Annotated in this window: 26 protein-coding genes and 1 other RNA gene; 13 read left to right on the top strand and 14 right to left on the bottom strand. The window is 65.8% G+C overall.

Features of this window, described 5'->3' with window-relative positions; all coding sequences use genetic code 11:
* Window positions 1–37 precede the first annotated feature (37 nt).
* The 4 genes from ssrS to O4H32_RS13835 form a co-directional block, all read right to left on the bottom strand.
* A non-coding RNA gene (gene ssrS / locus O4H32_RS13850) (6S RNA) lies at window positions 38–217 on the bottom strand.
* A gap of 39 nt (window positions 218–256) precedes the next feature.
* Entirely contained in the window at window positions 257–559 is a 303-nt protein-coding gene (locus tag O4H32_RS13845; protein ID WP_269360121.1) for a cell division protein ZapA, read from the bottom strand.
* Between the two features lie 35 nt (window positions 560–594).
* The gene (locus O4H32_RS13840; protein ID WP_269360120.1) at window positions 595–996 is read right to left on the bottom strand and encodes a hypothetical protein; all 402 of its coding nucleotides are present in this window, start codon (window positions 994–996) and stop codon (window positions 595–597) included.
* 51 nt (window positions 997–1,047) lie between these two features.
* Window positions 1,048–1,632, bottom strand: a complete 585-nt coding sequence (locus tag O4H32_RS13835; protein ID WP_269360118.1) for an RNA pyrophosphohydrolase — start codon at window positions 1,630–1,632, stop codon at window positions 1,048–1,050.
* A gap of 67 nt (window positions 1,633–1,699) precedes the next feature.
* On the opposite strand from O4H32_RS13835, the gene O4H32_RS13830 reads away from it, so the two are divergent.
* From O4H32_RS13830 to O4H32_RS13790, 9 genes are all read left to right on the top strand, one after another.
* A complete protein-coding gene (locus O4H32_RS13830; RefSeq protein ID WP_269360117.1) occupies window positions 1,700–3,433 on the top strand; it encodes a proline--tRNA ligase in 1,734 nt (577 codons plus the stop codon).
* Window positions 3,434–3,521: 88 nt separating this feature from the next.
* The gene (gene ybgC, locus O4H32_RS13825) at window positions 3,522–3,950 is read left to right on the top strand and encodes a tol-pal system-associated acyl-CoA thioesterase (protein ID WP_269360115.1); all 429 of its coding nucleotides are present in this window, start codon (window positions 3,522–3,524) and stop codon (window positions 3,948–3,950) included.
* Window positions 3,937–4,611, top strand: coding sequence for a protein TolQ (gene tolQ / locus O4H32_RS13820; RefSeq protein WP_269360113.1), 675 nt, complete (start codon window positions 3,937–3,939; stop codon window positions 4,609–4,611). Before ybgC ends, tolQ begins: the two co-directional genes overlap by 14 nt.
* 1 nt (window position 4,612) lies before the next feature.
* Complete coding sequence (locus tag O4H32_RS13815) at window positions 4,613–5,044, top strand: ExbD/TolR family protein (RefSeq protein ID WP_269360111.1); 432 nt, start codon at window positions 4,613–4,615, stop codon at window positions 5,042–5,044.
* Window positions 5,045–5,054: 10 nt separating this feature from the next.
* Window positions 5,055–6,188, top strand: a complete 1,134-nt coding sequence (tolA, locus tag O4H32_RS13810; protein ID WP_269360109.1) for a cell envelope integrity protein TolA — start codon at window positions 5,055–5,057, stop codon at window positions 6,186–6,188.
* A gap of 13 nt (window positions 6,189–6,201) precedes the next feature.
* Window positions 6,202–7,509, top strand: a complete 1,308-nt coding sequence (tolB, locus tag O4H32_RS13805) for a Tol-Pal system beta propeller repeat protein TolB (protein WP_269360108.1) — start codon at window positions 6,202–6,204, stop codon at window positions 7,507–7,509.
* 39 nt (window positions 7,510–7,548) lie between these two features.
* A complete protein-coding gene (pal, locus tag O4H32_RS13800) occupies window positions 7,549–8,040 on the top strand; it encodes a peptidoglycan-associated lipoprotein Pal (RefSeq protein ID WP_269360106.1) in 492 nt (163 codons plus the stop codon).
* 96 nt (window positions 8,041–8,136) lie between these two features.
* Window positions 8,137–8,811 carry a tol-pal system protein YbgF gene (gene ybgF, locus O4H32_RS13795; protein ID WP_269360105.1) on the top strand — a complete coding sequence of 225 codons (675 nt, stop codon included), beginning with the start codon at window positions 8,137–8,139 and terminating at the stop codon, window positions 8,809–8,811.
* Window positions 8,811–9,632 carry an alpha/beta fold hydrolase gene (locus tag O4H32_RS13790; RefSeq protein ID WP_269360103.1) on the top strand — a complete coding sequence of 274 codons (822 nt, stop codon included), beginning with the start codon at window positions 8,811–8,813 and terminating at the stop codon, window positions 9,630–9,632. Before ybgF ends, O4H32_RS13790 begins: the two co-directional genes overlap by 1 nt.
* A gap of 15 nt (window positions 9,633–9,647) precedes the next feature.
* Here the strand turns inward: O4H32_RS13790 and O4H32_RS13785 are convergent, their stop codons facing one another.
* Complete coding sequence (locus tag O4H32_RS13785; RefSeq protein ID WP_269360101.1) at window positions 9,648–10,154, bottom strand: copper chaperone PCu(A)C; 507 nt, start codon at window positions 10,152–10,154, stop codon at window positions 9,648–9,650.
* Between the two features lie 142 nt (window positions 10,155–10,296).
* On the opposite strand from O4H32_RS13785, the gene O4H32_RS13780 reads away from it, so the two are divergent.
* Window positions 10,297–10,767: a PaaI family thioesterase gene (locus tag O4H32_RS13780; RefSeq protein WP_269360099.1), complete on the top strand. Its 471-nt coding sequence runs from the start codon at window positions 10,297–10,299 to the stop codon at window positions 10,765–10,767.
* On the opposite strand, the gene O4H32_RS13775 is transcribed toward O4H32_RS13780, so the two are convergent.
* From O4H32_RS13775 to O4H32_RS13750, 6 genes are all read right to left on the bottom strand, one after another.
* Entirely contained in the window at window positions 10,764–11,849 is a 1,086-nt protein-coding gene (locus O4H32_RS13775; protein ID WP_269360098.1) for a BMP family ABC transporter substrate-binding protein, read from the bottom strand. The two genes, O4H32_RS13780 and O4H32_RS13775, sit on opposite strands and share 4 nt — an antisense overlap.
* A 25-nt stretch (window positions 11,850–11,874) precedes the next feature.
* Complete coding sequence (locus O4H32_RS13770) at window positions 11,875–12,792, bottom strand: ABC transporter permease (protein ID WP_269360096.1); 918 nt, start codon at window positions 12,790–12,792, stop codon at window positions 11,875–11,877.
* Window positions 12,793–12,794: 2 nt separating this feature from the next.
* Complete coding sequence (locus tag O4H32_RS13765) at window positions 12,795–13,859, bottom strand: ABC transporter permease (protein ID WP_269360094.1); 1,065 nt, start codon at window positions 13,857–13,859, stop codon at window positions 12,795–12,797.
* The gene (locus O4H32_RS13760) at window positions 13,852–15,405 is read right to left on the bottom strand and encodes an ABC transporter ATP-binding protein (protein ID WP_269360092.1); all 1,554 of its coding nucleotides are present in this window, start codon (window positions 15,403–15,405) and stop codon (window positions 13,852–13,854) included. The genes O4H32_RS13765 and O4H32_RS13760 overlap by 8 nt, the downstream gene beginning before the upstream one ends.
* Before the next feature lie 231 nt (window positions 15,406–15,636).
* Entirely contained in the window at window positions 15,637–16,272 is a 636-nt protein-coding gene (gene leuE, locus O4H32_RS13755) for a leucine efflux protein LeuE (protein WP_269360090.1), read from the bottom strand.
* Between the two features lie 48 nt (window positions 16,273–16,320).
* A complete protein-coding gene (locus O4H32_RS13750; protein WP_269360147.1) occupies window positions 16,321–17,832 on the bottom strand; it encodes an acetyl-CoA hydrolase/transferase family protein in 1,512 nt (503 codons plus the stop codon).
* Window positions 17,833–17,939: 107 nt separating this feature from the next.
* Here O4H32_RS13750 and O4H32_RS13745 point away from each other — a divergent pair, with 107 nt between their 5' ends.
* On the top strand, window positions 17,940–18,860 hold the full coding sequence (locus O4H32_RS13745) for a LysR family transcriptional regulator (protein ID WP_269360088.1): 921 nt from the start codon (window positions 17,940–17,942) through the stop codon (window positions 18,858–18,860).
* A 90-nt stretch (window positions 18,861–18,950) separates the two neighbouring features.
* On the opposite strand, the gene ahpF is transcribed toward O4H32_RS13745, so the two are convergent.
* Complete coding sequence (ahpF, locus tag O4H32_RS13740; protein WP_269360086.1) at window positions 18,951–20,522, bottom strand: alkyl hydroperoxide reductase subunit F; 1,572 nt, start codon at window positions 20,520–20,522, stop codon at window positions 18,951–18,953.
* 162 nt (window positions 20,523–20,684) lie between these two features.
* On the bottom strand, window positions 20,685–21,248 hold the full coding sequence (gene ahpC, locus O4H32_RS13735) for an alkyl hydroperoxide reductase subunit C (protein WP_269360084.1): 564 nt from the start codon (window positions 21,246–21,248) through the stop codon (window positions 20,685–20,687).
* Between the two features lie 171 nt (window positions 21,249–21,419).
* Here ahpC and O4H32_RS13730 point away from each other — a divergent pair, with 171 nt between their 5' ends.
* Entirely contained in the window at window positions 21,420–22,163 is a 744-nt protein-coding gene (locus O4H32_RS13730) for an N-acetylmuramoyl-L-alanine amidase (RefSeq protein ID WP_269360082.1), read from the top strand.
* On the opposite strand, the gene O4H32_RS13725 is transcribed toward O4H32_RS13730, so the two are convergent.
* Window positions 22,160–22,624: a host attachment family protein gene (locus tag O4H32_RS13725; RefSeq protein WP_269360080.1), complete on the bottom strand. Its 465-nt coding sequence runs from the start codon at window positions 22,622–22,624 to the stop codon at window positions 22,160–22,162. The genes O4H32_RS13730 and O4H32_RS13725 overlap by 4 nt on opposite strands.
* On the opposite strand from O4H32_RS13725, the gene O4H32_RS13720 reads away from it, so the two are divergent.
* Window positions 22,623–23,660 (top strand): transporter, encoded by a 1,038-nt coding sequence (locus O4H32_RS13720; RefSeq protein WP_269360078.1) that lies wholly within the window; start codon window positions 22,623–22,625, stop codon window positions 23,658–23,660. The genes O4H32_RS13725 and O4H32_RS13720 overlap by 2 nt on opposite strands.
* Window positions 23,661–23,804 lie beyond the last annotated feature (144 nt).

Below are 23,804 nucleotides of genomic sequence, written 5' to 3'. Positions count from 1 at the left end.
ACGAAAGCCCGTCGCGATCTCACGACGAGCTTTCTGGTAATGCCCCGCCTGTGCCGTCTAGGCCGGCATCCCGGAACCGAGGGTTCACGGTGGTCGCCATCAGTCAGGCTTCGGGCCGTCCAGTGAAGGCAGCGCTCCCATCTGTCAATCCGGCAACCTATGCCTATAGCATTGGTTCAAGGAATGTATGGCCAGGTCACGAACACGGCAGGGACTTGAACGACCGGATGACCTGGCGCATCCGGAGGATAAAGGGTTAAACGGCGGTACCCAGGACTTCGTCGAGCACCTCGTTCATGGATTCGATTTTACCCTTGAAATCGCCCAAGGCAATATTCCCGAGGGGACCGTCGGGCGCGCGCATGCTGAGCAGTTCGTTGGCGATCTGGATGGCCGCCATCACGGCGATGCGTTCGTTGCTGGCGACCTTGCCGACGCCCTTGATGGCCAGCATGCGCTGGTCCACCAGCCGCACGGCGGCCAGCAGGGCGTCTTTTTCTTCGGGGGGGCAGGCCAGCGAATAATCGCGGCCGAGGATGGCGACATCGACGCGTTCCATGTTGCGCGGCTCCTTGGTGAATGTGTGAACAGGCCCTAGGCCTGCGCGCCGGGCAGACGCTCGAGGATGAGTTCGATCTGCTGCTGGGCGCCGCTGGCGGCATCGCGCAGGCGGTCGCGCTCGGACTCGACCTGGATCAGCCGCCGCTGCAGGGAATCGGAGCGGATCTGGTGGTCGCGCACCTCGGACTCCAGGGCCGCCCGGTGCTGTCCGGATTCCTCGCGCGCGGCCTGGAGTTCCTGGTCATGGCGCGCCAGCCGTTCGGACATGCGCGCGAATTCCTGACCTTCGCGCAGTTGCTGGTCTTTCAGAGACTGGCATTCCTGCTCGAGTTGCCGGACCTTGGCGTGCAAGGCCGCGCGTTCTGATTGCAGATCCCGCGCGAGCTGGGCGACTTGGCGGATGCGCTGGGACAATGCGTCGAGGTCTTGGAGCATGCGGTCAAACCTTCTGGAGTGCAGGCGCGATGCGCCACGCAAGGAATTGAATCATACTTGTTCAGGCCGTGGGGTTTTTGGAACCGGCGCGTCCGCCGTCCGGCCGGCGGATTCATCGCGCCGCCCGCCGGTCCGGTGACGCAAATAGCGGTTTTCGCGGCCCCGGCGGAACAGCAGGCCCGACAATTCGTTGAGCGCCAGGGAATAAACCTCGCGCTTGAATTCGATGACGGCTTCCAGCGGCACCCAATAGGCGTTCCAGCGCCAGGCGTCGAATTCGGGCGTATCGGTGGCGCGCAGGCTGACGTCGCTGTCGCGGCCCACCATGCGCAGCAAGAACCAGATCTGTTTCTGGCCTTTGTAGTGGCCGCGCAGTTCGCGGCGCACGTAATGATCCGGCACGGTATAGCGCAACCAGTCCCGGGTCCGTCCCAGAATGCGCACATGTTCGGCGCGCAGGCCGGTTTCCTCGTGGAGTTCGCGGTACATCGCCTGCACGGGGGTTTCCCCGTGCTTGATGCCCCCCTGTGGGAACTGCCATGCGTGTTCCCTGATGCGTTTGCCCCAGAAAACCTCGTTTTTCTGGTTCACGAGAATGATGCCGACATTCGGACGGTAGCCTTCGCGATCCAACATGGGGCCACCTCGGTTGTGAATTCAATACAATTACCGTCGATTATACGTACCAACCGGAATCCCTACCATGCGCGCCAGCCAGTATCATCTGAACACCCTGAAGGAAGCCCCCGCCGAGGCGGAGGTCGTCAGTCACCAGCTGATGACGAGGGCTGGCATGATCCGGAAAATCGCCGGAGGCGTCTATACGTACATGCCGATGGGCCTGAAGGTCCTGCGCAAGATCGAGGCCATCGTGCGCGAGGAAATGAACCGCGCCGGCGCCATCGAACTGCTGATGCCGGTCGTGCAGCCCGCCGAACTGTGGCAGGAATCGGGCCGATGGGAACAATATGGCGCCGAACTGCTGCGCATCAAGGACCGCCACCAGCGCGACTTCGTGCTGCAGCCGACCTCCGAGGAGGTCATCACCGACATCGCCCGCAACGAAATTCACAGCTGGCGCCAGTTGCCGGTGAATTTCTATCACATCCAGACGAAATTCCGCGACGAGCGCCGGCCACGTTTCGGCCTGATGCGCGGACGCGAATTCACCATGAAGGACGCTTATTCCTTCGACCGCGACGAGACCGCAGCCCAGGCCAGCTACGATGCCATGTACGCCGCCTATCAGCGCATCTTCACGCGCCTGGGCCTGACATTCCGCGCCGTGGCGGCCGACACCGGTTCGATCGGCGGTACACGCAGCCACGAATTCCAGGTCATCGCCGACACAGGCGAGGATCTGATCGTCTACAACCCGGATTCGGACTACGCCGCCAATATCGAGCTGGCCGACGCGCCCTGCCTGCTGGCCGAGCGCGAACCGGCGCGCGAGCCCATGGAAAAACGCGCCACGCCCGACGCGCCCAAGTGCGAGATCGTGGCCGAACAGCTTGGCTTGCCGCTGTCGCGCACGGTCAAGTCCGTGGTGCTGGCCACCGACTCCGCCGAAGGCCCCGCCCGTCTGTGGCTGCTGCTGATCCGGGGCGATCATGAAACCAACGAAATCAAGGTCGGCAAGTTGCCGGGCTTCGGCGAGGGTCACCGCCTGGCGACCGAGGCCGAGATCGACTCGGTCTTCCATTGCGCCCCGGGTTACCTGGGCCCCGTGGGGCTGGACCCGGAGGCCATCACCGTGATCGCCGACCGCACGGTCGCCCACATGGGCGATTTCGTCTGCGGCGCCAACGAGGCCGGCTACCATCTGAGCGGCGTGAACTGGGGCCGCGACCTGCCCGAGCCAGCCCTGGTCGCCGACCTGCGCAATGTGGTGGCCGGCGACCCCGACCCGCGCGGCGGCAGCCTGGCGATCCAGCGCGGCATCGAGGTCGGCCATGTGTTCTTCCTGGGGGACAAGTATTCACGCGCCCTGAACGCCACCTTCCTGGAAACCGACGGCAAGCCCGCCTTGATGCAGATGGGCTGCTACGGCATCGGGATCAGCCGGATTTCGGCCGCGGCCATCGAGCAGAGCCACGACGGGCGCGGCATCATCTGGCCGCGCGCCATCGCGCCGTTCGAAGTCGTGTTGTGCCCCATTGGCATCGGCAAGAGCGACGCCGTGCGCGAGGCCGCCGAATCCTTGTACCAGGCGCTGCAGGCGCAGGGTGTGGACGTGATCCTGGACGATCGCGACACCCGCCCCGGCATCATGTTCGCCGATTGGGAACTGATCGGCGTGCCGCTGCGCGTGACGCTGGGCGAGCGCGGCCTGAAGGACGGCATCGTCGAAATCCAGGCGCGCCGCGACGAGCAGCCGCAGCGCATCGCCCAGGCCGATGCCCTGTCGTGCATCCTGGAACGCCTGGAGTCCCTCTAAACAAGGCGATCGGAAAGCAGGCGCCGTGAGCAGACCGCCCGGGACCGCGGATGCCCGCGGCGCCCGTGTCACAAGGCCTCACCAAAAAATGAATCCGGATCGAACCAATCCCCCCGGCGAGCTGTCCATTCGCGTATATTACGAGGACACCGATACCGGTGGTGTCGTGTACTACGCGAACTACCTCAAATTCTTTGAACGCGGTCGCACGGAATGGCTGCGCGCGCTCGGGATGGATCAACGCACTCTCGCAACACAGGAACAGATGATGTTTGTGGTCAAGCATGCGGACATTGCCTACCGGCAACCGGCCCGCCTGGACGACCGCATTATCGTCAGGACTTCCGTGACCGGATTGGGTGCCTCGACGATCCGGTTCGCCCAGCAGGCCCTGCGCGGCGACACACTGCTCGCCCATGCGGACATCCAGGTCTGCACGGTACACGCCCTCAGTTTCAAACCCATCCGTCTCTCCCCCTCCATCAGGGATCTACTGGAAAACCATGCAAGCCTCTAGCGATTTGTCGCTGCTGTCACTCATCGGCAACGCCAGCCTGCCCGTGCAGATCGTGATGCTGATCCTGCTCGGCGCCTCGGTCCTGTCCTGGACCTATATCTTCAGCAAGCGCGCGGCCCTGCGGCGCGCCGACGAACAGACCCGCCGCTTCGAGGACGATTTCTGGGCCGGCGGCGACCTGACCGTCCTGCAGCAGGCCATCGCCAGCCGTCGCAACGAGCACGGCGCACTGGCCCGTATCTTCGACGCCGGCATGACCGAGTTCGTCAAGGCGCGCCGCTCGTCCAGCCGCGGCGACACCCTGCTGGACGCACCCCGGCGCGCCATGAAAGCCGCCCTCCAGCGCGAGATGGACGGCCTGGAGTCGCATCTGAACTTCCTCGCCTCCACCGGCTCGGTCAGCCCCTACATCGGACTGCTGGGCACTGTCTGGGGGATCATGCATGCCTTCATGGGCCTGTCCACGATGCAGCAGGCGACCCTGGCCGCCGTCGCCCCGGGGATCGCCGAAGCCCTGATCGCGACCGCCATCGGCCTGTTCGCCGCCATTCCAGCCGTACTGGCGTACAACCGCTACACCAATCAGATCGACCGGCTGTCAATCCGCTTCGAAAGCTTCGTCGAAGAGTTCCTGAACATCCTCCAGCGCCAGGTGCACTGACATGACTTCGCTTGGCAGCCGTCGCTCGCGCCGCATGAAGAACGACATCAACGTCGTGCCTTACATCGACGTCATGCTGGTCCTGCTGGTGATCTTCATGGTCACCGCACCCATGATCACCCCGGGCCAGATCGAACTGCCCTCGGTCGGCACGGCATCCGATGTTCCTGTCCAGCCCATCGAGGTGCAGATCGACGCCGAAGGCGCGCTCGCGCTGCGGGTCCGCGAAGGCGGCGCGTCGTTCCGTCCCATCGACAAGGCCAACCTGCTGGCCGAGGTCCGCGCCGTCGCCACGGCCGACACGCCCGTGGTGATTTCCGCCGACGGCAAGGTGCCCTACGAATCCGTCATGCAAGTCATGGACCTGCTGCGCAACGGCGGGATCGGCAAGCTGGGGCTGCTGGTCAATCAGAACGCCCCGGCCGCGCGCTGACACCCACTCCATGAATCTGTTCGACCGCTTCTTCCGCACCGATGCCGACGACGGCACGCCCACCGGCGGGCGCGACGACCGACGCGGCCTGATCCTCTCCCTGGCCGCGCACGGACTGCTGGTCCTGCTGATGGTGGTGGGCTTTTCAACCGCGCCGGACAACCCCGGCCCCGTCCAGGTCGAACTCTGGGCCCAGGGCACGGTGGCCGACGCCGCCGCGCCCCAAGAGCAGCCCGAGCAACAACAGCCCGAGCCCCAGCCGAAACCCGAACCCAAACCGGAGCCGGAGCCGACGCCCCAACCCGAAGACAGCGCGCGACAGGCTGCGGAACAGGCCGCCCAGGCCGAGGCCGCCCGGCAGGCGCAACTGGCCGAGGCACAGGCGCGCGCCGCCGAGGCCGCCCAGGCGAAGGCCGACGCTGAAATCGCCCTCGCCAAGGAACGCAAAGCGCGCGAAGAGATGGAACGCCGGCTGGCTGAGCAGGCCGCCAAAGAGAAGGCCGATAAAGCCGCCGCCGAACAGGCGGCCCGGGACAAGGCGGCCAAAGAGAAGGCTGAAAAAGAAAAGGCGGAAAAAGCCGCAGCCGAAAAGGCGGCTGCTGAAAAGGCCGCCGCCGAACAGGCCGCCAAGGAAGCCGCGAAGGAAAAAGCCGCAAAAGCCGCGGCCGCGAAGGCCGCCGCTGAAAAAGCCGCCGCTGAAAAAGCGGCTGCCGAAAAAGCGGCCAGGGAAAAGGCCGCAAAGGAAAAAGCCGCCAAGGAAGCCGAGGCCAAGCGCCAGGCCCTGCGGGCCGCCATGCGCGGCGACGCCCTGGAAGCCGCCGGCATCCCCAACGGCAATGCCGACCGCAACCAGCGTGGAGGCGGCGGCAGCGACGGCTACGCGGCCAAAGTACGCGCCTGCGTCCAGCCCGGCGTGGTCTACAACGTGCCCCCGCGCAACGGCTCGGCCAACCCCACGGCCAGCTTCCGTACCCGGCTGGGGGCCAACGGACAAGTCCAGGGCGTCGACCTGACCCGATCCTCGGGCAATCCCCGTTTCGACGACGCCGTCCAGAAGGGGATCGTGGCCTGCTCGCCCTTCCCGAAACCGCCTGGCGGCAAGTATCCGTCGTATATTGACGTGGACTACCGCATGTACGACTAAGGAGATCGTCATCATGACCGTATTCACAGCCTCCGGCTTCATCGGCCGCCTCTGGCGGCGAGCCGCTTCGGCAGGCCTGGGCCTCGCGCTGGCCGCCGCGGGCGCCACGGCGGCACACGCGCAATTGCGCGTCGACATTTCAGGGGTCGGCGCCACCCAGTACCCGATCGCCATCGCCGATTTCGCGGGCGCGGCCAGCGCCACCTCCGCCCCCGAGGTCATCCGCGCCGACCTGACACGCTCCGGCCAGTTCCGGCTGATCAGCGCCTCGGGCGCCGGACTGGACGTCCAGAGCAAGATCGACCATGGCACCTGGCAGGCGCGCGGCGCCGACTACCTGGCCTACGGCACAGTCGCGCAGAACGGCGGTCAATACACAATCAGCTACCGCCTGGTGGACAACGTGCGCAAGATCGAACTGGATCAGGCGTCCTACAGCGGCACAGAAGCGGAAATGCGCCGCATCTCCCACCGGATCGCCGACCGGATCTACGAAAAGATCACCGGCGTGCGTGGCGTGTTCTCGACCCGGATCGCCTACGTGTTGCAGACGAGCAACGGGTATGAGTTACAAATTGCTGATGCCGATGGTCAGAATCCGCAGGTGATGCTGCGATCCAAGCAGTCGATCATCTCGCCCGCCTGGTCGCCGGACGGCTCGCGGTTGGCCTACGTCAGCTTCGAATCGGGCAAATCCGTGATCTACATCCAGACATTGGCGACCGGCCAGCGCCAGCCAGTCGCCAATTACAAGGGCAACAACAGCGCGCCCGCCTGGTCGCCGGACGGCCGCCGCATGGCCATCGTGCTATCAAGAGACGGCATTTCCCAGATCTACACCATCAACACGGATGGATCCGACCTGCGGCGGGTCATGCGCTCGCCGTTGATCGACACCGAGCCGCGCTTCACGCCCGATGGCCAGTCCCTGGTGTTCACCAGCGACCGGGGCGGCAGTCCGCAAATCTACAAGGTGCCGGCAGGCGGCGGCGACGCCCAACGCCTGACCTTCTCGGGTAGTTACAATATTTCACCTAGGGTATCGCCGGATGGACAGCAACTGGTGTACGTTACTCGCAGAAACGGTGCCTTCAGGATTGCAAGCCTCGCCTTGAACTCGGGTTCCGAACAGATGCTGACGGATGGCCCGGACGATCAATCCCCCAGCTATGCGCCCAATGGAATGCAGGTGCTTTACAGCGCCATCCAGAACGGTCGCAGCGTACTGGCGGTGACCTCGATCGACGGGCGCGTGCGCCAGACTCTGTCGGTGCTCAACGGCAAGGTCCGCGAGCCGGCCTGGGGCCCTTTCACAGACTGATTTTTTCGTGTGACTCTTCTTTCTTCTAAAGGACATTAAATGAGCTCGCGCATCACCAGGACCCTGACCATCGCCGCCATCGCCGCCTCGCTGGCCGCCTGCAGCTCCGTGCCGCTGGACCAGAACGGCGCAGGCAACGGCTCCGATTCGGCGTCCGCCGGGCAAATCATGGATCCCTTCAATCCGCAAAGCCCGCTCGCGCAACAACGCTCGGTCTACTTCGACTTCGACAGCTACACGGTACCCGAACAGTACCGCAGCGTCGTCGAGATGCATGCCAACTACCTGACCAGCCACCAAGGCCAGAAGGTCCGCGTGGAAGGCAACACCGACGCTCGCGGCAGCACCGAATATAATCTGGCCCTGGGCCAGCGCCGTTCGGACGCCGTGGCGCGCATGATGACCCTGCTGGGCGTCAATGCCAACCAGATCGAAGCGATCAGCTTCGGCAAGGAACGGCCCAAGGCCCTGGGCAACACCGACGCCGATTACGCCGAGAACCGCCGCGCCGACATCGACTACCAACGTTGATCGTCAGCCAGGCCGTGACAGCGCCGTAGCGGCCCCCGCTACGGCGTTTTTTCTTTTCTCACGGCGGTTTTCTCATTTGGACGGAACAGTAGACTCATGACCTCATCGACCCCTCGCCTGCACGCTCTCTCCGCCGCCCTGCTGGCCTTGACGCTGGTGGCACCCGCCGCGCAGGCCTTTTCCGACGACGAGGCGCGCCGCGCCATCCTGGAACTGCGCACCCAGATCAAGCAGATGAACGACCAGAACCAGCAGGCCCGGCTGCAACTGGCCGACCAGATGGACCTGCTGCACCAGGAAATCGCCTCGCTTCGAGGGCGCATCGAGGAACTGGGCCAGCGAGCGTCCCCGGCCGGCGGCAACGGCGGCAACGCACCCAAGGCCCCGCAGACCGGCGATCCGCAGGAGCAAGCCGCCTACGAGGCCGCCGCCGATCAGTACCGGAACGGCCGCTACAAGGAAGCCGCATCCAGCTTCTCGACCTTCCTCCAGTCCTACCCGAACAGCAATATGGCCGGCGACGCGATGTTCTACCTGGGCAGCAGCCAGTACGCATCCAAGGACTTCAAGAACTCCATCCAGACGATGCAGTCGCTGGTGAAGAATCGCCCCGAGGATCCCCGGGCGCCTGACGCCTTGCTGGTCGTGGCCGCAGACCAGATCGAACTCAACGACATGAAGGGCGCCAAGGCCAGCCTGCAGCGCATCATCAAGGACTACCCCGGCAGCGCTTCCGCCGAGACGGCCAAGAGCCGTCTGAAATTGCTGTAATGCCAGCCCCGGGCATCGAACCGCCGCACCACATCCTGCCCTGCCCCGACGGCGACCTGCACTACACCCAGGCGGGCACGGGAGCGGGTGCGCCGATCCTGCTGATCCATGGCTCGCTGTGCGACTACCGCTACTGGCGCTGGCAGATCCCCGCCTTCGCCGAGACGCATCGCGTCATCGCGCCCAGCCTGCGCGGCTGCTGGCCCGACGCGCGGTCCCATCCCCGCGCGGAGTACGCCGTCGACCGCCATGCCGGCGATCTGGCGCATCTGCTGCGCGCGCTGGACGAGCACGGCGGCGCACACATAGTCGGCCATTCCCGAGGCGCACAGGTGGCCCTGGCCCTGGCGGTCCAGGCACCGGAGCTGTGCCGGTCGCTGACACTGGCCGATCCCGGCTTCCGCTTCGCGGACGAGCCGGAAACGCCCGTCTTCTATGCCGACGCAGTCCGGAGACTGCGGGACGGCGATACGGAAGGAGCGATTGAACAGTTCATCGACACGGTGAACGGCGTCGACACCTGGCGCAAGATGGTTGGCTGGTTCAAGGACATGGTGCGGGACAATGCCACGACACTGCTGTCGCAGATTCTGGAGGCCAACCTGCCGGTGGACCCCCGGCACGCCGCCGCCCTGTCCTGTCCGGTGCTGCTGATTGGGGGCGCGCAAAGCCCCGCCAAGTACGGCACCCGCCAGGATCGGCTGCAGCGGCTGCTGCCGCAGGCCCGGCGCGAGCGTATCGCCCTGGCCGCCCACGGCATGAATCTGGCCAACCCGCGGTCCTTCAACCGCACGGTCCTGACATTCTTGGCGGGCGCCTGAGCGCACCGCACGACGTCAGTGTTTCGTATGCCCGCCCATGCCCTGCATGGCCTTGGGCGACTTGACCTCGCAGGTCGCGGAGAACCCCTCGCCGTTGGCCAGCGTGAAATCCAGCCGCACGGAATCCCCGACCTTCAGACCGGCGCGGGGCTTTTCCAGCATCAGGTGATAGCTGCCCGGCTTGAACGCCAGGTCCTTGCCCGCCGGAATGGCGACCTGATGGACCATGGACATCTTGCTCATGCCGTCGGATTCCGTGGTTTCATGCAGCATGACCATGCCATAGTCGGGCGAATGGGCACCCGTCAACACGGCATCCGTGGCGCCCGCGTTATGCGCCACGAAGAACCCGCCCGAAGGCGCGGGCGACGGAATCAAGCGGATCCAGCAATCGGACGCCTTCACATTGGCGGACGTCTTGGCGGACGCGGCCGCCGGCGTATCGTGCCCATGCCCCCAGGCCGAGGCCGCCAGCAGCAGGCCGGCCGAAATTCCCAGTGTGCGCGTCAAGATTTTCTTCATTTCACTACCCGATGATATTGCCCGCGGGCCGTTCAGACGGCCCTGCGGCGGAACTGGCCGGAACGCCGGCTGGAACGGCCGGGAGGCATCCGCTCCCCGACCGGGCAAGTGTACTATGGGCTTTTCGACTCGCCCTTGCGCCATGTCCAAGCCATCCGAAATCGCCGCTTCTCCCGGAGTGCACGACGCCGGACTCCCCGAGGCCCGCATCAGCCTCGAGGCATTCCGCGAGTTGCTGGACCAACTGCATCCTTTCGCCGGCGTGCTGGGCATCGAGATCCTGGACATCCGGCACGGACAGGCGACCTTGCGCCTGCCACCCAACCCGGCCAACCAGCGGCTGGGCGGCATCGTGGCCGGACCGATGCTGATGGGCCTGGCCGACCTGGCCCTGTACGCGGCCGTGGTCGGCGCCACCGGAGTCGCGGAAGCCGTCACCGCCAGCCTGACGATCAATTTCCTGCGGGGCGCGCCGGCCGGCGGCATCGTGGCCCAGGCCCGGATATTGAAAACCGGCCGCATGACGGCCGGCGAGGCGCTGCTGCTGCCCGAAGGCGGCGGAGAACCGGTGGCCCAGGTGGTCAGCACCTGGTCGGTCCCCCGGAAAAATTAATTCTTCGTCAGTTTCCCGACCACGCCCTCGACGTAGTAGTCCATGGCGTTCAGGCCCTTGTCGTCCAGCGCGCCATCGGCCAGTACCACCTTGCCCTCATTGGTCTTGATCGGCGCGGCAAAAACGTTCAGGGAGCCGTTGGCGATGGCGTCTTCCTTGGCCTTGAGGTCGGCCTTCAGGGCGTCGTCCACGGCCGGACCGAAGCCTTCGAGGGCCACCATGCCTTCCTTGAAGCCGCCCCAGACCTGATCGGATTTCCAGGTCCCGTCCAGCACCGCCTGAGCCTCGCGGGTGAAATACGGGCCCCAATGGTGGGTGACGGCGGCCAACTGGGCGTGCGGGCCGAATTTCAGCATGTCGGAATGGTAGGCGATGGCCCATTTGCCACGTTCCTCGGCCGCCTGGACGGCGGCGGTCGAATCGGTGTGGTGGGTGACGATGTCCGCACCCTGGTCCAGCAGGGCCAGCGCGGCGTCGCGTTCCTTGCCCGGGTCGAACCAGCTGTTGACCATGATGACGCGCACCGTGGCGTCGGGCTTGACGCTGCGCAGGCCGCGCGTGAAGGCGTTGATGCCCTGCAGGACCTCGGGGATCGGGTAGGCGCCCACATAGCCCACCACGCCGGTCTGGGTCTTGTGTCCGGCCAGGATGCCGGCCACGTAACGCGCCTGGTAGAAGCGGGCATTGGTGGTGGCGACGTTCGGCGCGGTCTTGTAGCCGGTGGAGTGCACGAACTTCACGTCCGGGAACTGCCTGGCGACCTTGATGGTCGGGTTCATGTAGCCGAAGGACGTGGTGAAGATCAGCTTGTTGCCCTGCTGGGCCAGGTCGCGGATGACGCGCTCCGCGTCGGCGCCCTCGGGCACGTCCTCGACGAACTGGGTCTTGATCTTGTCGCCCAGTTGCTGCTCCATGTATTTGCGGCCCAGGTCCTGCTGCCAGGACCAGCCGGCCTCTCCCACGGGGCTGACGTAGACGAAGCCGATCTTCAGGGGCTCTTGGGCGGCGGCGGGGCCTGCGGCCCAGAGGGACGCCGCGGCGGTGGCGGCCGCCAGGGTTTGACGAATCAGGCGAGTTTTCATGGGGGGTCTCCGTGGACGACAACGATCAGTGATTGGGATTGAACACGCGCCCCAGGGACGCGGGCATGTTGATGCGGATCCAGTTCACGTTGCGCGAGATCAGGACCAGCACCAGGATGGTGGCCAGGTAGGGCAGCATCGACAACAATTGGGAAGCGATCGGCACACCCAGCGCCTGCATGTGGAAGGTCAGGATGGTGATGCCCCCGAACAGATAGGCGCCGACCAGCACCCGCAGCGGACGCCAGGTGGCGAACGGCGTCAGCGCCAGGGCGATCCAGCCGCGCCCGGCGACCATGTTCTCGACCCACATCGGGGTGTAGACCAGCGACATGAAGGCGCCGGCCAGGCCGCAGCAGGCCCCGCCGAACAGCAGCGCCGCCAGGCGGATCCGGCGCACCGGGTAGCCCAGGGCATGGGCGGATTCGGGGGATTCGCCCACCGCGCGCAGGATCAGCCCGGCGCGCGTGCGGTACAGGAACCAGGTCAGGCCGGCGGCCAGCGCCAGGGCGCCGTAGACCAGGGGATGGTGTTGAAAGAGGGCCGGGCCGACGAAGGGCAGATCGGCCAAGCCCGGCACCGACCAGGAAAACGCCTGGATCGTGGCGCCGACGTAGGGCATGCCGATGAAGGCGGACAGCCCGACGCCGAACAGGGAAAGGGCCAGGCCGCAAGCGACCTGATTGGCCCCCAGCCAGACCACCAGCCAGGCGAACAGGCCGGCCAGCAGCGCGCCGGCCGCGGCCCCGGCCAGGAACCCCAGTCCGGTGCTGCCTGACTGCACGGTCACGGCGAAACCCAGGGCTGCCGCCACCAGCATCATGCCTTCGGAACCCAGATTGATGACACCGGATTTCTCGTTCACGAGCAGCCCCAGGGCCGCCAGCATCAGCGGCGTGCCGGCGTTCATGGCGGCCGCGATCAGAGGAGCCAATACGTCCATGGTCAGCGTCTCCAGCGCAGGCGTTGATGGATCAGGACATCGCAGGCCAGCAGCGAGAACAGCAGGATGCCCTGGAAGATGCCGGTGATGGCTTCCGGCATGCCCAGCCGCGTCTGGGACAGTTCGCCGCCGATGTAGAACAGGGCCATGACGAAACTGGCGAAGATCACGCCGATGGGATGCAGCCGCCCCACGAAGGCGACGATGATGGCGGCGAAGCCGTAACCGGGCGAGACCGAAGGCGTGAGCTGGCCGATCGGGCCCATGATTTCACAGGCGCCGGCCACGCCCGCAAGGGCGCCGGAACCCAGCATGCAGCCCCACAGCGCGCGGCGCGAGGAGAACCCGGCGTAACGCGCGGCGAGCGGCGCCAGGCCGCCCACCGTCAGGCGATAGCCGGCGAACAGGCGCGACAGCAGCAGCCAGGCCGCCAACGCCGCGACCAGCGCCAGGCCGAAGCCCAGGTGCAGACGCGTGCCCGGCCACACCGGGAGCAGGAAGCCGTCGTCGAACAGCCTCGACTGGGGAAACCCGAAACCATCGGGGTCGCGCATCACGCCATGCACCAGATAGCTGAGCAGCAGTTGCGCCACGTACACCAGCATCAGCGACACCAGGATCTCGTTGGCGTGATAGCGGTCGCGCAGCCAGGCCACCAGCGCCGCCCAGGCCGCGCCGCCCAGGGCTCCGGCCAGCAACGCCAGCGCGATCATCAGCGGTCCGCCCCCGCCGCCCGTCCCGTCGTCGAAACGCAGGATGAACGCGCCGGCCGCGATCGCCCCGACGACCAGTTGGCCTTCCGCCCCGATGTTGAAGATATTGGCCCGGAAGCACAGCGCCAGGCCCACCGCGCACAGCAGCAGCGGCGCCATCTTGACGCCGATCTCGGCCCAGCCATGAGAGCTGGCGAGCGGCTCGACGAAAAAGACGGCCAGGCCGTCCAGGGGCGGCTTGCCCACGGCCATGAACATGAGCACGCCGCACAGGGCCGTCAGCGCGACCGCCATCAGAGGCGACAGCCACACCATCCGGCGCGAAGGCTCGGCGCGGGGAATGAGTTCAAGCATGGGCGGCCTCCGGGACGGCGTGGCCGGCGGGCGATCCGGCCGCGTCGGCCCCGGGCCACAGGCCGCTCATCCACTGGCCGATCCGTTCACGCGTGGCCTCGGCGCGGCCGAGCGGGGGCGACAGGCGCCCCTTGGCCAGGACGACCAGGCGGTCGGACAGCTCGAACAATTCGTCCAGTTCCTCGGAAATCAGCAGGATGGCGCAGCCCGCGTCGCGCAGCGCCAGGAGTTCGCCCCGGATCTGCGCCGAGGCGCCCACATCCACGCCCCAGGTGGGTTGGGCGATGATCAGCAGCCGGGGCTGGCGCACGACCTCGCGGCCGACAATGTATTTCTGCAGGTTGCCTCCCGAGAGGCTGCCGGCCAGGGCCTGTGGACCGGGCGCCTTGACGCGAAAACGTTCGATGATGCCTTCCGTGATGCGGCGCACGGCACCGGCACGGATCCAGCCATGCCGGACTGTGTCCGGCCCCTGGTGGGAAAGCAGCAGGTTGCGCGCCAGGGACAGTTCGGGCACCGCGCCGCGACCCAGGCGTTCCTCGGGCACGAAGGCCATGCCGCGCATGCGCCGCCGGGCCGACGAATGGCGGCCGACCGGCTGGCCATCGAACAGGATGCTGTCCGGCGCCGCGCGGGTGTCCTCGCCCGAGAGCACACCCATCAGTTCCTGCTGGCCGTTGCCGGACACGCCCGCCACGCCCAGGATTTCGCCCGCGCGCAGGTCGAAGCCAATGTCCGCCAGGGGCGTGGCGAAAGGATGCGCGGGCGGCAGGCTCAGGCCGCGCACCTGGAGCAGCACCGGCCCGGCCGCGTGCGCACGGTGTTCGTGCACCGGCAGGTCGGTGCCGATCATCAGGCGCGACAGGCTGGCCTCGGTTTCCTGGCGCGGGTCGCAGACCCCGGTCACCCGGCCGGCGCGCATCACGGTACAGCGATGGCACAAGGCGCGGATCTCGTCGAGCTTGTGGCTGATGTACAGGATGCTGCAGCCTTCGGCCGCCAGTTGGCGCAGGACCTCGAACAGGCGCAGCACCGCCTGCGGCGTGAGCACCGAGGTCGGCTCGTCGAGGATCAGCAGGCGCGGTTTTCCCAGCAGGGCGCGCACGATCTCGACACGCTGGCGCTCGCCCACCGACAGGGTATGGACATGGCGACGCGGCTCGACGTCCAGGCCATATTGCGCCGCTGTTTCGGTGATGCGTGTTTCGAGGGCCTGCATGTCCGTGCCCGGCGGCAGGCCCAGGGCGATGTTTTCCGCCACCGTCAGGGTGTCGAACAGGGAAAAATGCTGGAACACCATGCCCAGGCCCAGGGCCCGCGCCGCCGCCGGGTTGGCGATCCGGACTTCCTGGCCGTCCCAATGGACCGTGCCTGCGTCCGGCCGGACCACGCCGTAGATGATTTTCATCAAGGTGGACTTGCCGGCGCCGTTTTCGCCCAGAATGGCATGGATCTCGCCGGGTTCGACGGTCAGGTCGACCGCGTCGTTGGCCCGGACCGCCGGGTAGGATTTGCTGATATTGCGTAAGGCCAGTCGCGGGGGCATGCAGGCATCCTGTTCGAATCGTTCGTGAAACACCCGGGATGCGAAAAATTCTACTCAGGATGCGCGGGGCCACCTAAAGGGGATAAACCCCTAGCCTGGCTGGGCGCGCGCAATCCGACACCGCCGCGCCAGAGGGCGGCGGACGGAGAATACCGGAACATCACTCGATATGAATGGCCGGTATTATTGCATGATGATGATGCGTCGTGCCGGGGGCGATGACGGGCTCTTTCAGGCCTCGAAGGCCATGCGCCCGGCGAACCACAGGAACAGCACGCCCACCAGCCCGCTGCCGGCGCGCGCCAGCCCCTGGCGCCGCCGGAACGCGGCCGCCAGGCGCGAACCGCCGAAGATCAGGACGGACAGGTAAGCGGCGCTGCAGATCTGCAGGATGGTCGCCAGGATCAGGAAGGACAGCGCGGGATGCGGATAGGCCGGATCGACGAACTGCACGAAAAAAGACAGCAGGAAGAGAATGGCCTTGGGATTGAGCAGGCTGAGCAGCAGGGCCTTGCGAAAGGGGCTGCCCGGGCCGCCGGCGACCGCGTGAACCTGCGCCGGCGCCGGCCGCCAGGCCGACATCAGCAGCCGGATCCCGAGGTACGTCAGGTACACCGCCCCGGCGGCCTTGAGGGCGATGAACACCATGGGCAGCAGCCGCAGCACCGACGCCGCACCCGCCGCCGTCAGGGTCATCAGGATGGAATCGCCGATGAACACCCCGAAGGCGGCCTGGTAGCCGGCGCGCACGCCGCGCCCGGCCCCGGTGGCGAGCACGAACAGGGAATTCGGTCCCGGCAACAGCACGATGAAGACCGTCCCGGCAAGGTAGGTCCAGACGTCCAACACACCATATTGCGCCAGCATGGCAGGCCTCGCTACCGGGGAGAAGGCGATATTCTATCGCCGCTGCGATCAGGCGCAGGCCATCTGTTCGGCGACACGCATCGACCCGGTGGCGGCGTGCCGCTCGTGCCAGGACAGGGCCTCGCCGATGAGATGCGGCGTATGGCCACCCCGGGCACAGGCGCGACGGAAGTAGTCCATCAGCGCGTCCCGGTAGTCCGGATGCGCGCAGCACTCGATGATGCGGGGCGCACGCTCCCTTGGCGCCAGATTGCGCAAGTCGGCCAGCCCCCACTCGGTCACCAGGATGTCCACATCGTGCTCGGTATGGTCCACATGGGCCACCATCGGCACGACGCTGGAGATGTCGCCGCCCTTGGCCACCGACTTGCTCACGAAGATCGACAGGTGGGCATGGCGGGCGAAGTCGCCCGAGCCGCCGATGCCGTTCATCATCCGGGTGCCGCCGACATGCGTGGAATTCACGTTGCCGTAGAGGTCGAACTCCAGCGCCGTGTTGATGGCGATGACGCCCAGGCGGCGCACGATCTCGCAATGATTGCTGATTTCCTGGGGACGCAGCACGATCCGCCGGGCATATGCGTCCAGGCGCTCCATGAAACGCCGGTACACGGGCTCCGACAAGGTGATCGACGAAGCCGAGGCGAAGGACACGCGGCCCGTGTCGATCAGGGCGATGGCGCTGTCCTGAAGGACTTCGGAATACATCCGCAGGTCGCGGAACGGCGCGTCCACCAGCCCGTGCACGACCGCATTGGCGATGGTACCGATACCGACCTGAAGCGGCAGCAGCGTGTCCGGCAGGCGGCCGGCGGCCACCTCGCCCCCCAGAAAGCCGATGATGTGGCGGGCGATCGCCCGGGTGTCCTCATCGGGCGGCTGGACGTTGGAAGGACTGTCGGGATGGCCGGTGACGACGATGGCCGCGATGCGCGACGGATCGACGGGGATCGACGTCGTGCCGATACGCTGATCCGGCCTGGTCAGGGGAATGGGCTTGCGCCCGGGCCGGTCCTCGGGCAGATAGATGTCGTGCAGGCCCATCAGGCTCATGGGCATGCTGGTATTCAACTCGACGATCACCTGATCGGCCTGGGCGACGAAACTGGCGGAATTGCCGACGGACATGGAAGGCACGATGCCGCCGTCCGGCAGAATGGCGACCGCCTCGACCACGGCGATGTCGAGCTTCGGCAGATGGCCGACGCGCAGTTGTTCCACGGTTTCGGACAAGTGCTGATCGATGAACATGACCCGCCCTTCGTTGATCGCCCGACGCAGCCGGGCGTCGGACTGGAACGGCAGGCGGCGCGCCAGCAGCCCGGCATCGGCCATGAGGCCATCGCTGTCATTGCCCAGCGACGCGCCCGTGACCAGGTTCAGCCGCAAGGATTCATGCCGCGCCCGCTCCGCCAGCGCGGCGGGCAGGGCCTTGCAGTCCCCGGCGCGGGTGAAGCCGCTCATCCCGACCGTCATGCCGTCGCGAAACAGGCCGGCGGCCTGGGCCGCCGTCATGATCCTGCGCTCAAGCCCGGCACATTGCAGGCGCTCCATCATCATGGTCTCCTCGTCTATTCGTGTGATGACACGACCGAGAATATCATCGCCATTATTCATGGAGTAAATCTATACAATTCTATTTATTCATAGAAAGGACACCCGCCTTCATGGACATGCGCGCGCTCAGCTACTTCATCGAAACCGCCAGGCGGCAGAATTTCACCCATGCCGCCGCGGCCCTGGGCGTCACGCAATCGACCGTCAGCAAAATGATCCGGCAACTGGAAGACGAGATCGGCGCGCCGCTGCTGGATCGGGAACGACGGCCGGCCCGTCTCACCGACATGGGCCGCGTGGTCCTGGCGCGCGGGCAGGACGTGCTCGCGGCGCACCGTGCCTTGCTGCGCGACATCGCCCGCACCCAGGCGCTGGAACTGGGCCGGCTGGACCTCGGCCTGCCGCCGATGATCAACCGTCTGTTCACCGCGCCCCTGAAGGAATACCGCCAGCGCTATCCGAAGATCGAGGTCGCGCTGCACGAGGACACAGGACAGGCCATTGAGCGCCAGGTGGCGGAAGGCCGCCTGGATCTGGGTTTCAGTCTGATGCCGGTGGCGCCGGAACTGGGTCTGCGCCCGCGGGTCGTCGCCCGGCACAGGATTCTGGCTGTCGGCCAGCCCGGGCTGATGCGGCCGCTGCCGCCTGCGCCGAGCATCGGAGATCTGCGCGGACGGCCGCTGGTTCTGCTGGAAGACGACTTTGCGCTGTCCCGCCTGCTGGACCGGCAATTCCAGGCCGCCGGCTTCGAGCCGCTGATCGCCGCCCGCAGCGGCCAATGGGACTGGACCTTGTCCATGGCGCAGGCGGGCATGGGCATCGCATTGCTGCCCGAGCCCTTCATCCGGACACCGGTGGAGCCGGGGCTCGAGGCCCGTCCCTTGGGGCCCGACACACTGAGCTGGGACATCGCCCTGCTGTCGGCGGACTGGCCGATGCTCAGCCACGCGGCCCAGGCCTGGGTGGACCTGTGCCGCAAGCACATCGACGGCCCCTGGCCCCGGATGGAAGAAGACGTCGGGCCAGGCTGATTCGCGGCGCCCGGGCGGGTGGCACGAACCGGAAATAAAACGGCGGGCCGGCACAATCCGGCCCGCCGCGCCCGGCGCATGCTCCGGAAATCAGGCCACGGCCTTTTCCCCGGCATCGACCGAACTGCGGATCAAATGGTCGAAGGCGGCCAGGGCGGCCTTGGCGCCTTCGCCGGCGGCGATGATGATCTGCTTGTACGGAACCGTCGTCGCGTCGCCTGCCGCGAACACGCCGGGCACCGAGGTCTGGCCCCGGGCGTCAACCACGATCTCGCCATGCTTGCTGAGCTCGACCGTCCCCTTGAGCCACTCGGTGTTGGGCACCAGGCCGATCTGGATGAACACGCCTTCCAGTTCGACCCGATGCGCATCTCCGCTCGCGCGGTCCTTGTAGCCCAGGCCGGTCACGCGCTTGCCGTCGCCATGGATCTCGGTCGTCTGGGCCGAGGTGATGATGGTCACATTGGGCAGGCTGCGCAGCTTGCGCTGCAGCACTTCGTCGGCCCGCAGCGCGTCGCCGAACTCGATCAGCGTGACATGCCCCACGATGCCGGCCAGGTCGATCGCCGCCTCGACGCCGGAATTGCCGCCACCGATCACCGCCACGCGCTTGCCCTTGAACAAAGGACCGTCGCAGTGGGGGCAGTAGGCCACGCCGCGGTTGCGGTATTCGTCCTCGCCGGGCACATTGATCTGGCGCCAGCGCGCGCCCGTCGACAGGATGACGGTCTTGGACTTCAGGACCGCGCCACTGGCCAGTTCGACCTGGATGGACCGGCCCGGCACCAGGCGGCTGGCGCGCTGCAGGTTCATGATGTCGACCTCGTAGGCCTTGACATGCTGCTCCAGCGCGACGCCGAACTTGGGCCCCTCGGTTTCCAGCACGGAGATATAGTTCTCGATCGCCATCGTGTCCAGCACCTGGCCGCCGAAGCGTTCGGCCACCACGCCCGTGCGGATACCCTTGCGCGCCGCGTACACGGCCGCCGCGGCGCCCGCCGGGCCGCCGCCCACCACCAGTACATCGAACTCGTCACGGGCGTTCAGGGCCTCGACCTTGGCGGCGTCGTCGCCCGCGTCCAGCTTGGCCAGGAATTCCTCGACCCCGGCGCGGCCCTGATGGAACAGCTCGCCATTCAGGAACACAGCGGGCACGGACAGGATCTCGCGCCGCTGGACTTCGTCCTGGAACAGGGCGCCGTCGATCGCCACGTGGCGGATGCGCGGATTCAGGACGGACATCGCGTTCAGCGCCTGGACCACGTCCGGGCAATTCTGGCACGACAGGGAGAAATAGGTTTCGAACGTGTAGTCGCCCGGCAGATTGCGGACCTGGTCGGCCACGGCCTCGTCCAGCTTGGGCGGATGGCCGCCGACCTGCAGCAGGGCCAGCACCAGCGAAGTGAACTCATGGCCCAGGGGGATGCCGGCGAAACGCACGGCCACGTCGGTGCCGGCGCGGGCGATTTCGAACGACGGCACGCGCGCCCCGGAAGCGTCGGTCGTCAGGGTGATCTTGTCGGACAGGCTGGCGATGTCTTCCAGAAAGGCACGCAGCTCTTGCGACGGGGCGCCATCGTCCAGCGACGCGCGCAGTTCGACGGGCAGCGTCACCCGTTCGAGGTAGGTTCCCAATTGTCCTTTGAGGCTTGCATCCAGCATATTCACACCTTTTTGGAAAAAACCGTCCCCCCGGACGATAGCCGCATGGTATCGCCCGATCAGAAAACGCGGGGGAGAAAATCGGCGGCCCGCGGTCGGGCCGCCGAGGCATCACGGGGCGCGCATCCTGGCCGGTGCGCGCCGATCCGGTGATGGAAAGGATCAGATCTTGCCGACCAGGTCCAGCGAGGGGGTCAGTGTCTTGGCGCCTTCTTCCCACTTGGCCGGGCAGACTTCGCCCGGATGGCTGGCGATGTACTGGGCGGCCTTGACCTTGCGCAGCAGTTCGGAAGCGTCGCGGCCGATGCCGTTATCATGGATTTCCAGAACCTTGATTTCGCCGGCCGGGTTCACCACGAAGGTACCGCGCAGGGCGATGCCCTCTTCTTCGATCAGCACGTCGAAGTTGCGCGACAGGGCGTGGGTCGGATCGCCGATCATCGGGTAGTTGACCTTCTTGATGGCGTCGGACGTATCGTGCCAGGCCTTGTGGGCAAAATGCGTATCGGTGGACACGGAATAGACTTCCACGCCCAGCTTCTGGAATTCGGCGTAGTGATCGGCCAGGTCTTCGAGTTCGGTCGGGCACACGAAGGTGAAGTCGGCCGGGTAGAACACGAACACGGACCACTTGCCGGCGACGGTCTGCTCGGTGACGTCGACGAACTTGCCGTTGTGGTAGGCGGTGGCCTTGAAGGGCTTGATGACGGTATTGATCAGGGACATGAAAAAAGCTCCTTGTTCAGGGTTCAGTGAAAAGGCCACGAGGGCAACGGAGACCAGTGTAGGCGAGCCCTCATGATAAGTAAAATTGATTGTTTAAATAGAGTCGATTGTTATCAACTATCAAACCCACGGGCGAGCGCCCGCCGAACCCCACCTCCCGGAGGAATCCCCATGCCAGCGGCGCACCCCGCCTTTGCGCGCGTCCTGTTCTTCTTCCTGCTGGCCCTGTGCTGCGCCGGACCCGCGCGCGCGGCGCACGTCCAGGTGGACGCAGGCCATGGGCCGGAACAGCCGGGCGCGACGGGGGCCAGCGGCCGCACCGAATACCTGTACAACCGGGACCTGGCCGCCGCCCTCGCCCGCGCGCTCGCGGCGTTGGGTGACCTGACCACCCGGATCGAGGGCATCGGCGCGGACATCCCCGCGGCCCGGCGCGCGGCGGGCGCGCCGGACGCCGACCTGCTCGTGTCGATCCACCATGATTCGGCGCAGGCACGGTTCCTCGCAGCGGGCCGCCAATCCGAATTCGCGGGCTATTCGATCTTCGTTTCGGCGCTGAACGCCCATCCCGGACGCAGTCTGGCGTGCGCCCGGCGCATTGGCGAACGCCTGCGGTCCGCCGGTGAACGGGCCTCCGGCTACCATGCCGAACCGGTCGAGGGCGAAAATCATCCTTTCATCGACCGCCACCTGGGTGTCCACCGCTACGATGACCTTGCGGTGCTGCGGAACGCGTCCATGCCCGCCGTCCTGGTGGAAGCGGGCGTCATCATCAATCCCGAGGAGGAGGTCCGCCTCGGGCGGCAGGAAACGATCGCACGCCTGGCCCGCGCCATCGCGCAGGGGGCGCATGCCTGTCTGGGGAATCGTCGGCATCAGGAACCGGACCTTGGGGCCACACCTGGGCGTTTTTAATCGTGCCAGGCCGCGAGCAGGTATTGCTGGATGTCATTGACCGAGAAGTGTGTCAGGTCCTTGCCCAGCTCGCCGACGACGGCCTGCCCCACCGCTGCGGGCATGTGTTTCCGTATCCACCCCAGCACGTCTGTCGGTGCGACAAAGATGACGCCGCTGGTCCGCTTCAGGTGGATAGCCTCGTCAATCTGACGCATCATGGCCTCCAGAAGCTCGGCCTCGGCCTTCTGATGCAGATCCGGCTGTTCCACTGCGCTGCGCGCGGTGCCGTATCGCGGCATGACGCGCCCCGGCCGGTCGCTGCCCAGTTCGTGCGTGAGTTCCCCCGGGTTGGACAAGGACCAGATGACAACCAGGTCCGGATGGCGCGCATCGCCCCGGTTGCGAAGCAATAACGCCTGCTTGCCGTCGCAGACCGCGACCCAGCAGTTTTCCGGTATCCGGATCTTGGAATTCTTCATGGCCATGTACGTCGTTGGACGTCCCGCGTCGATCAATGGAAACAGCCGCCGGACCCGTGGCAGGGCGACAGTCATGAGACAGCATGAACCGTCGAACGGCATGGTTTTTGATTTTGGTCAGGTTCTTGTGATGCTCCCCGCGCAGGCCGCACTCAGAGATTGTTTTTGCGGGATCTCTTTTTGCCATCGTCTCTACAGTCACAGACCGTCCATTCAATTTGCGTACTGTAATATATGCTTACGAGGGTACGGCCCCCAACTGTCCGCTTTGGTTGAAAAAAGGAATATGAAAAGAATATTACTAAGCGCAATTCTGTTCCCCGCTGTTTGCTTTGGTGCGTACCCGCATATCGACGAAGATACCGAAGACACCGACACCCGGGGTCGTGGCAATATGCAGTTTGAAATCAATACCGACTACAGCTATAGCCGCATAGACGGCGACGGGGGGCGCTCCCGGGAAAATCAGGTCAATGCCACATTAAGCTACGGCTTGACGGACCGCCTTGATATCGCCACCACCATTCCCTACCAACGGAGCAGCGATGGCGCCTCGACGCAGTACGGCATAGGCGACATGTCGATGGAGTTGAAATGGCGCTTTTATGAAAGCGGCCCGGTCAGCCTGGCGCTGAAACCGCAAATCACGCTGCCAACCGGCGATGATGAAAAGGGCCTTGGCAACGGCCGAAACGGCTATTCCATGGATGCCATGGCAAGCTATGAAATGCGATATTTGACGATTTCGGGCAATCTTGGCTATGCCTACGCCGACAATAAATTCGGCACCCGCAAAAATATCTGGAACGCTTCCGTTGCGGCCGAGGTCGATGTTGCGTCCAGAATAAAGCTGTCGCTGGACGTGGGCAGCTATCGCAATGACGACCCAAATAGCAATACCAATCCCGCGTTTGCCATTATTGGACTTACTTACAGCCCAACCAAGAGTCTGGATCTGGATATTGGATTGAAGAAGGGGATTAATAAGGCCGAGGTCGACCATTCCTGGGGGGCCGGGCTTGCAGTCAGTTGGTGAATGAACGTGGTGTCCCGGCGTTTTTCAGATCAGTGCCGGCTGTATCGGATCGAATTCCGGGCCATCGTCGAAGCCGTGGATCGGCAAGCCCGCAAAGCCCTTGCTGCCAGATTGGAACTGTTGGTATCATGCGTCGCCACTGTA

Source organism: Castellaniella denitrificans (assembly GCF_027214045.1).
GTDB lineage: Bacteria > Pseudomonadota > Gammaproteobacteria > Burkholderiales > Burkholderiaceae_B > Castellaniella > Castellaniella denitrificans_A.
Note: the sequence above shows the minus strand (reverse complement) of the source record. Positions and strands in the feature narration are given on the sequence as shown.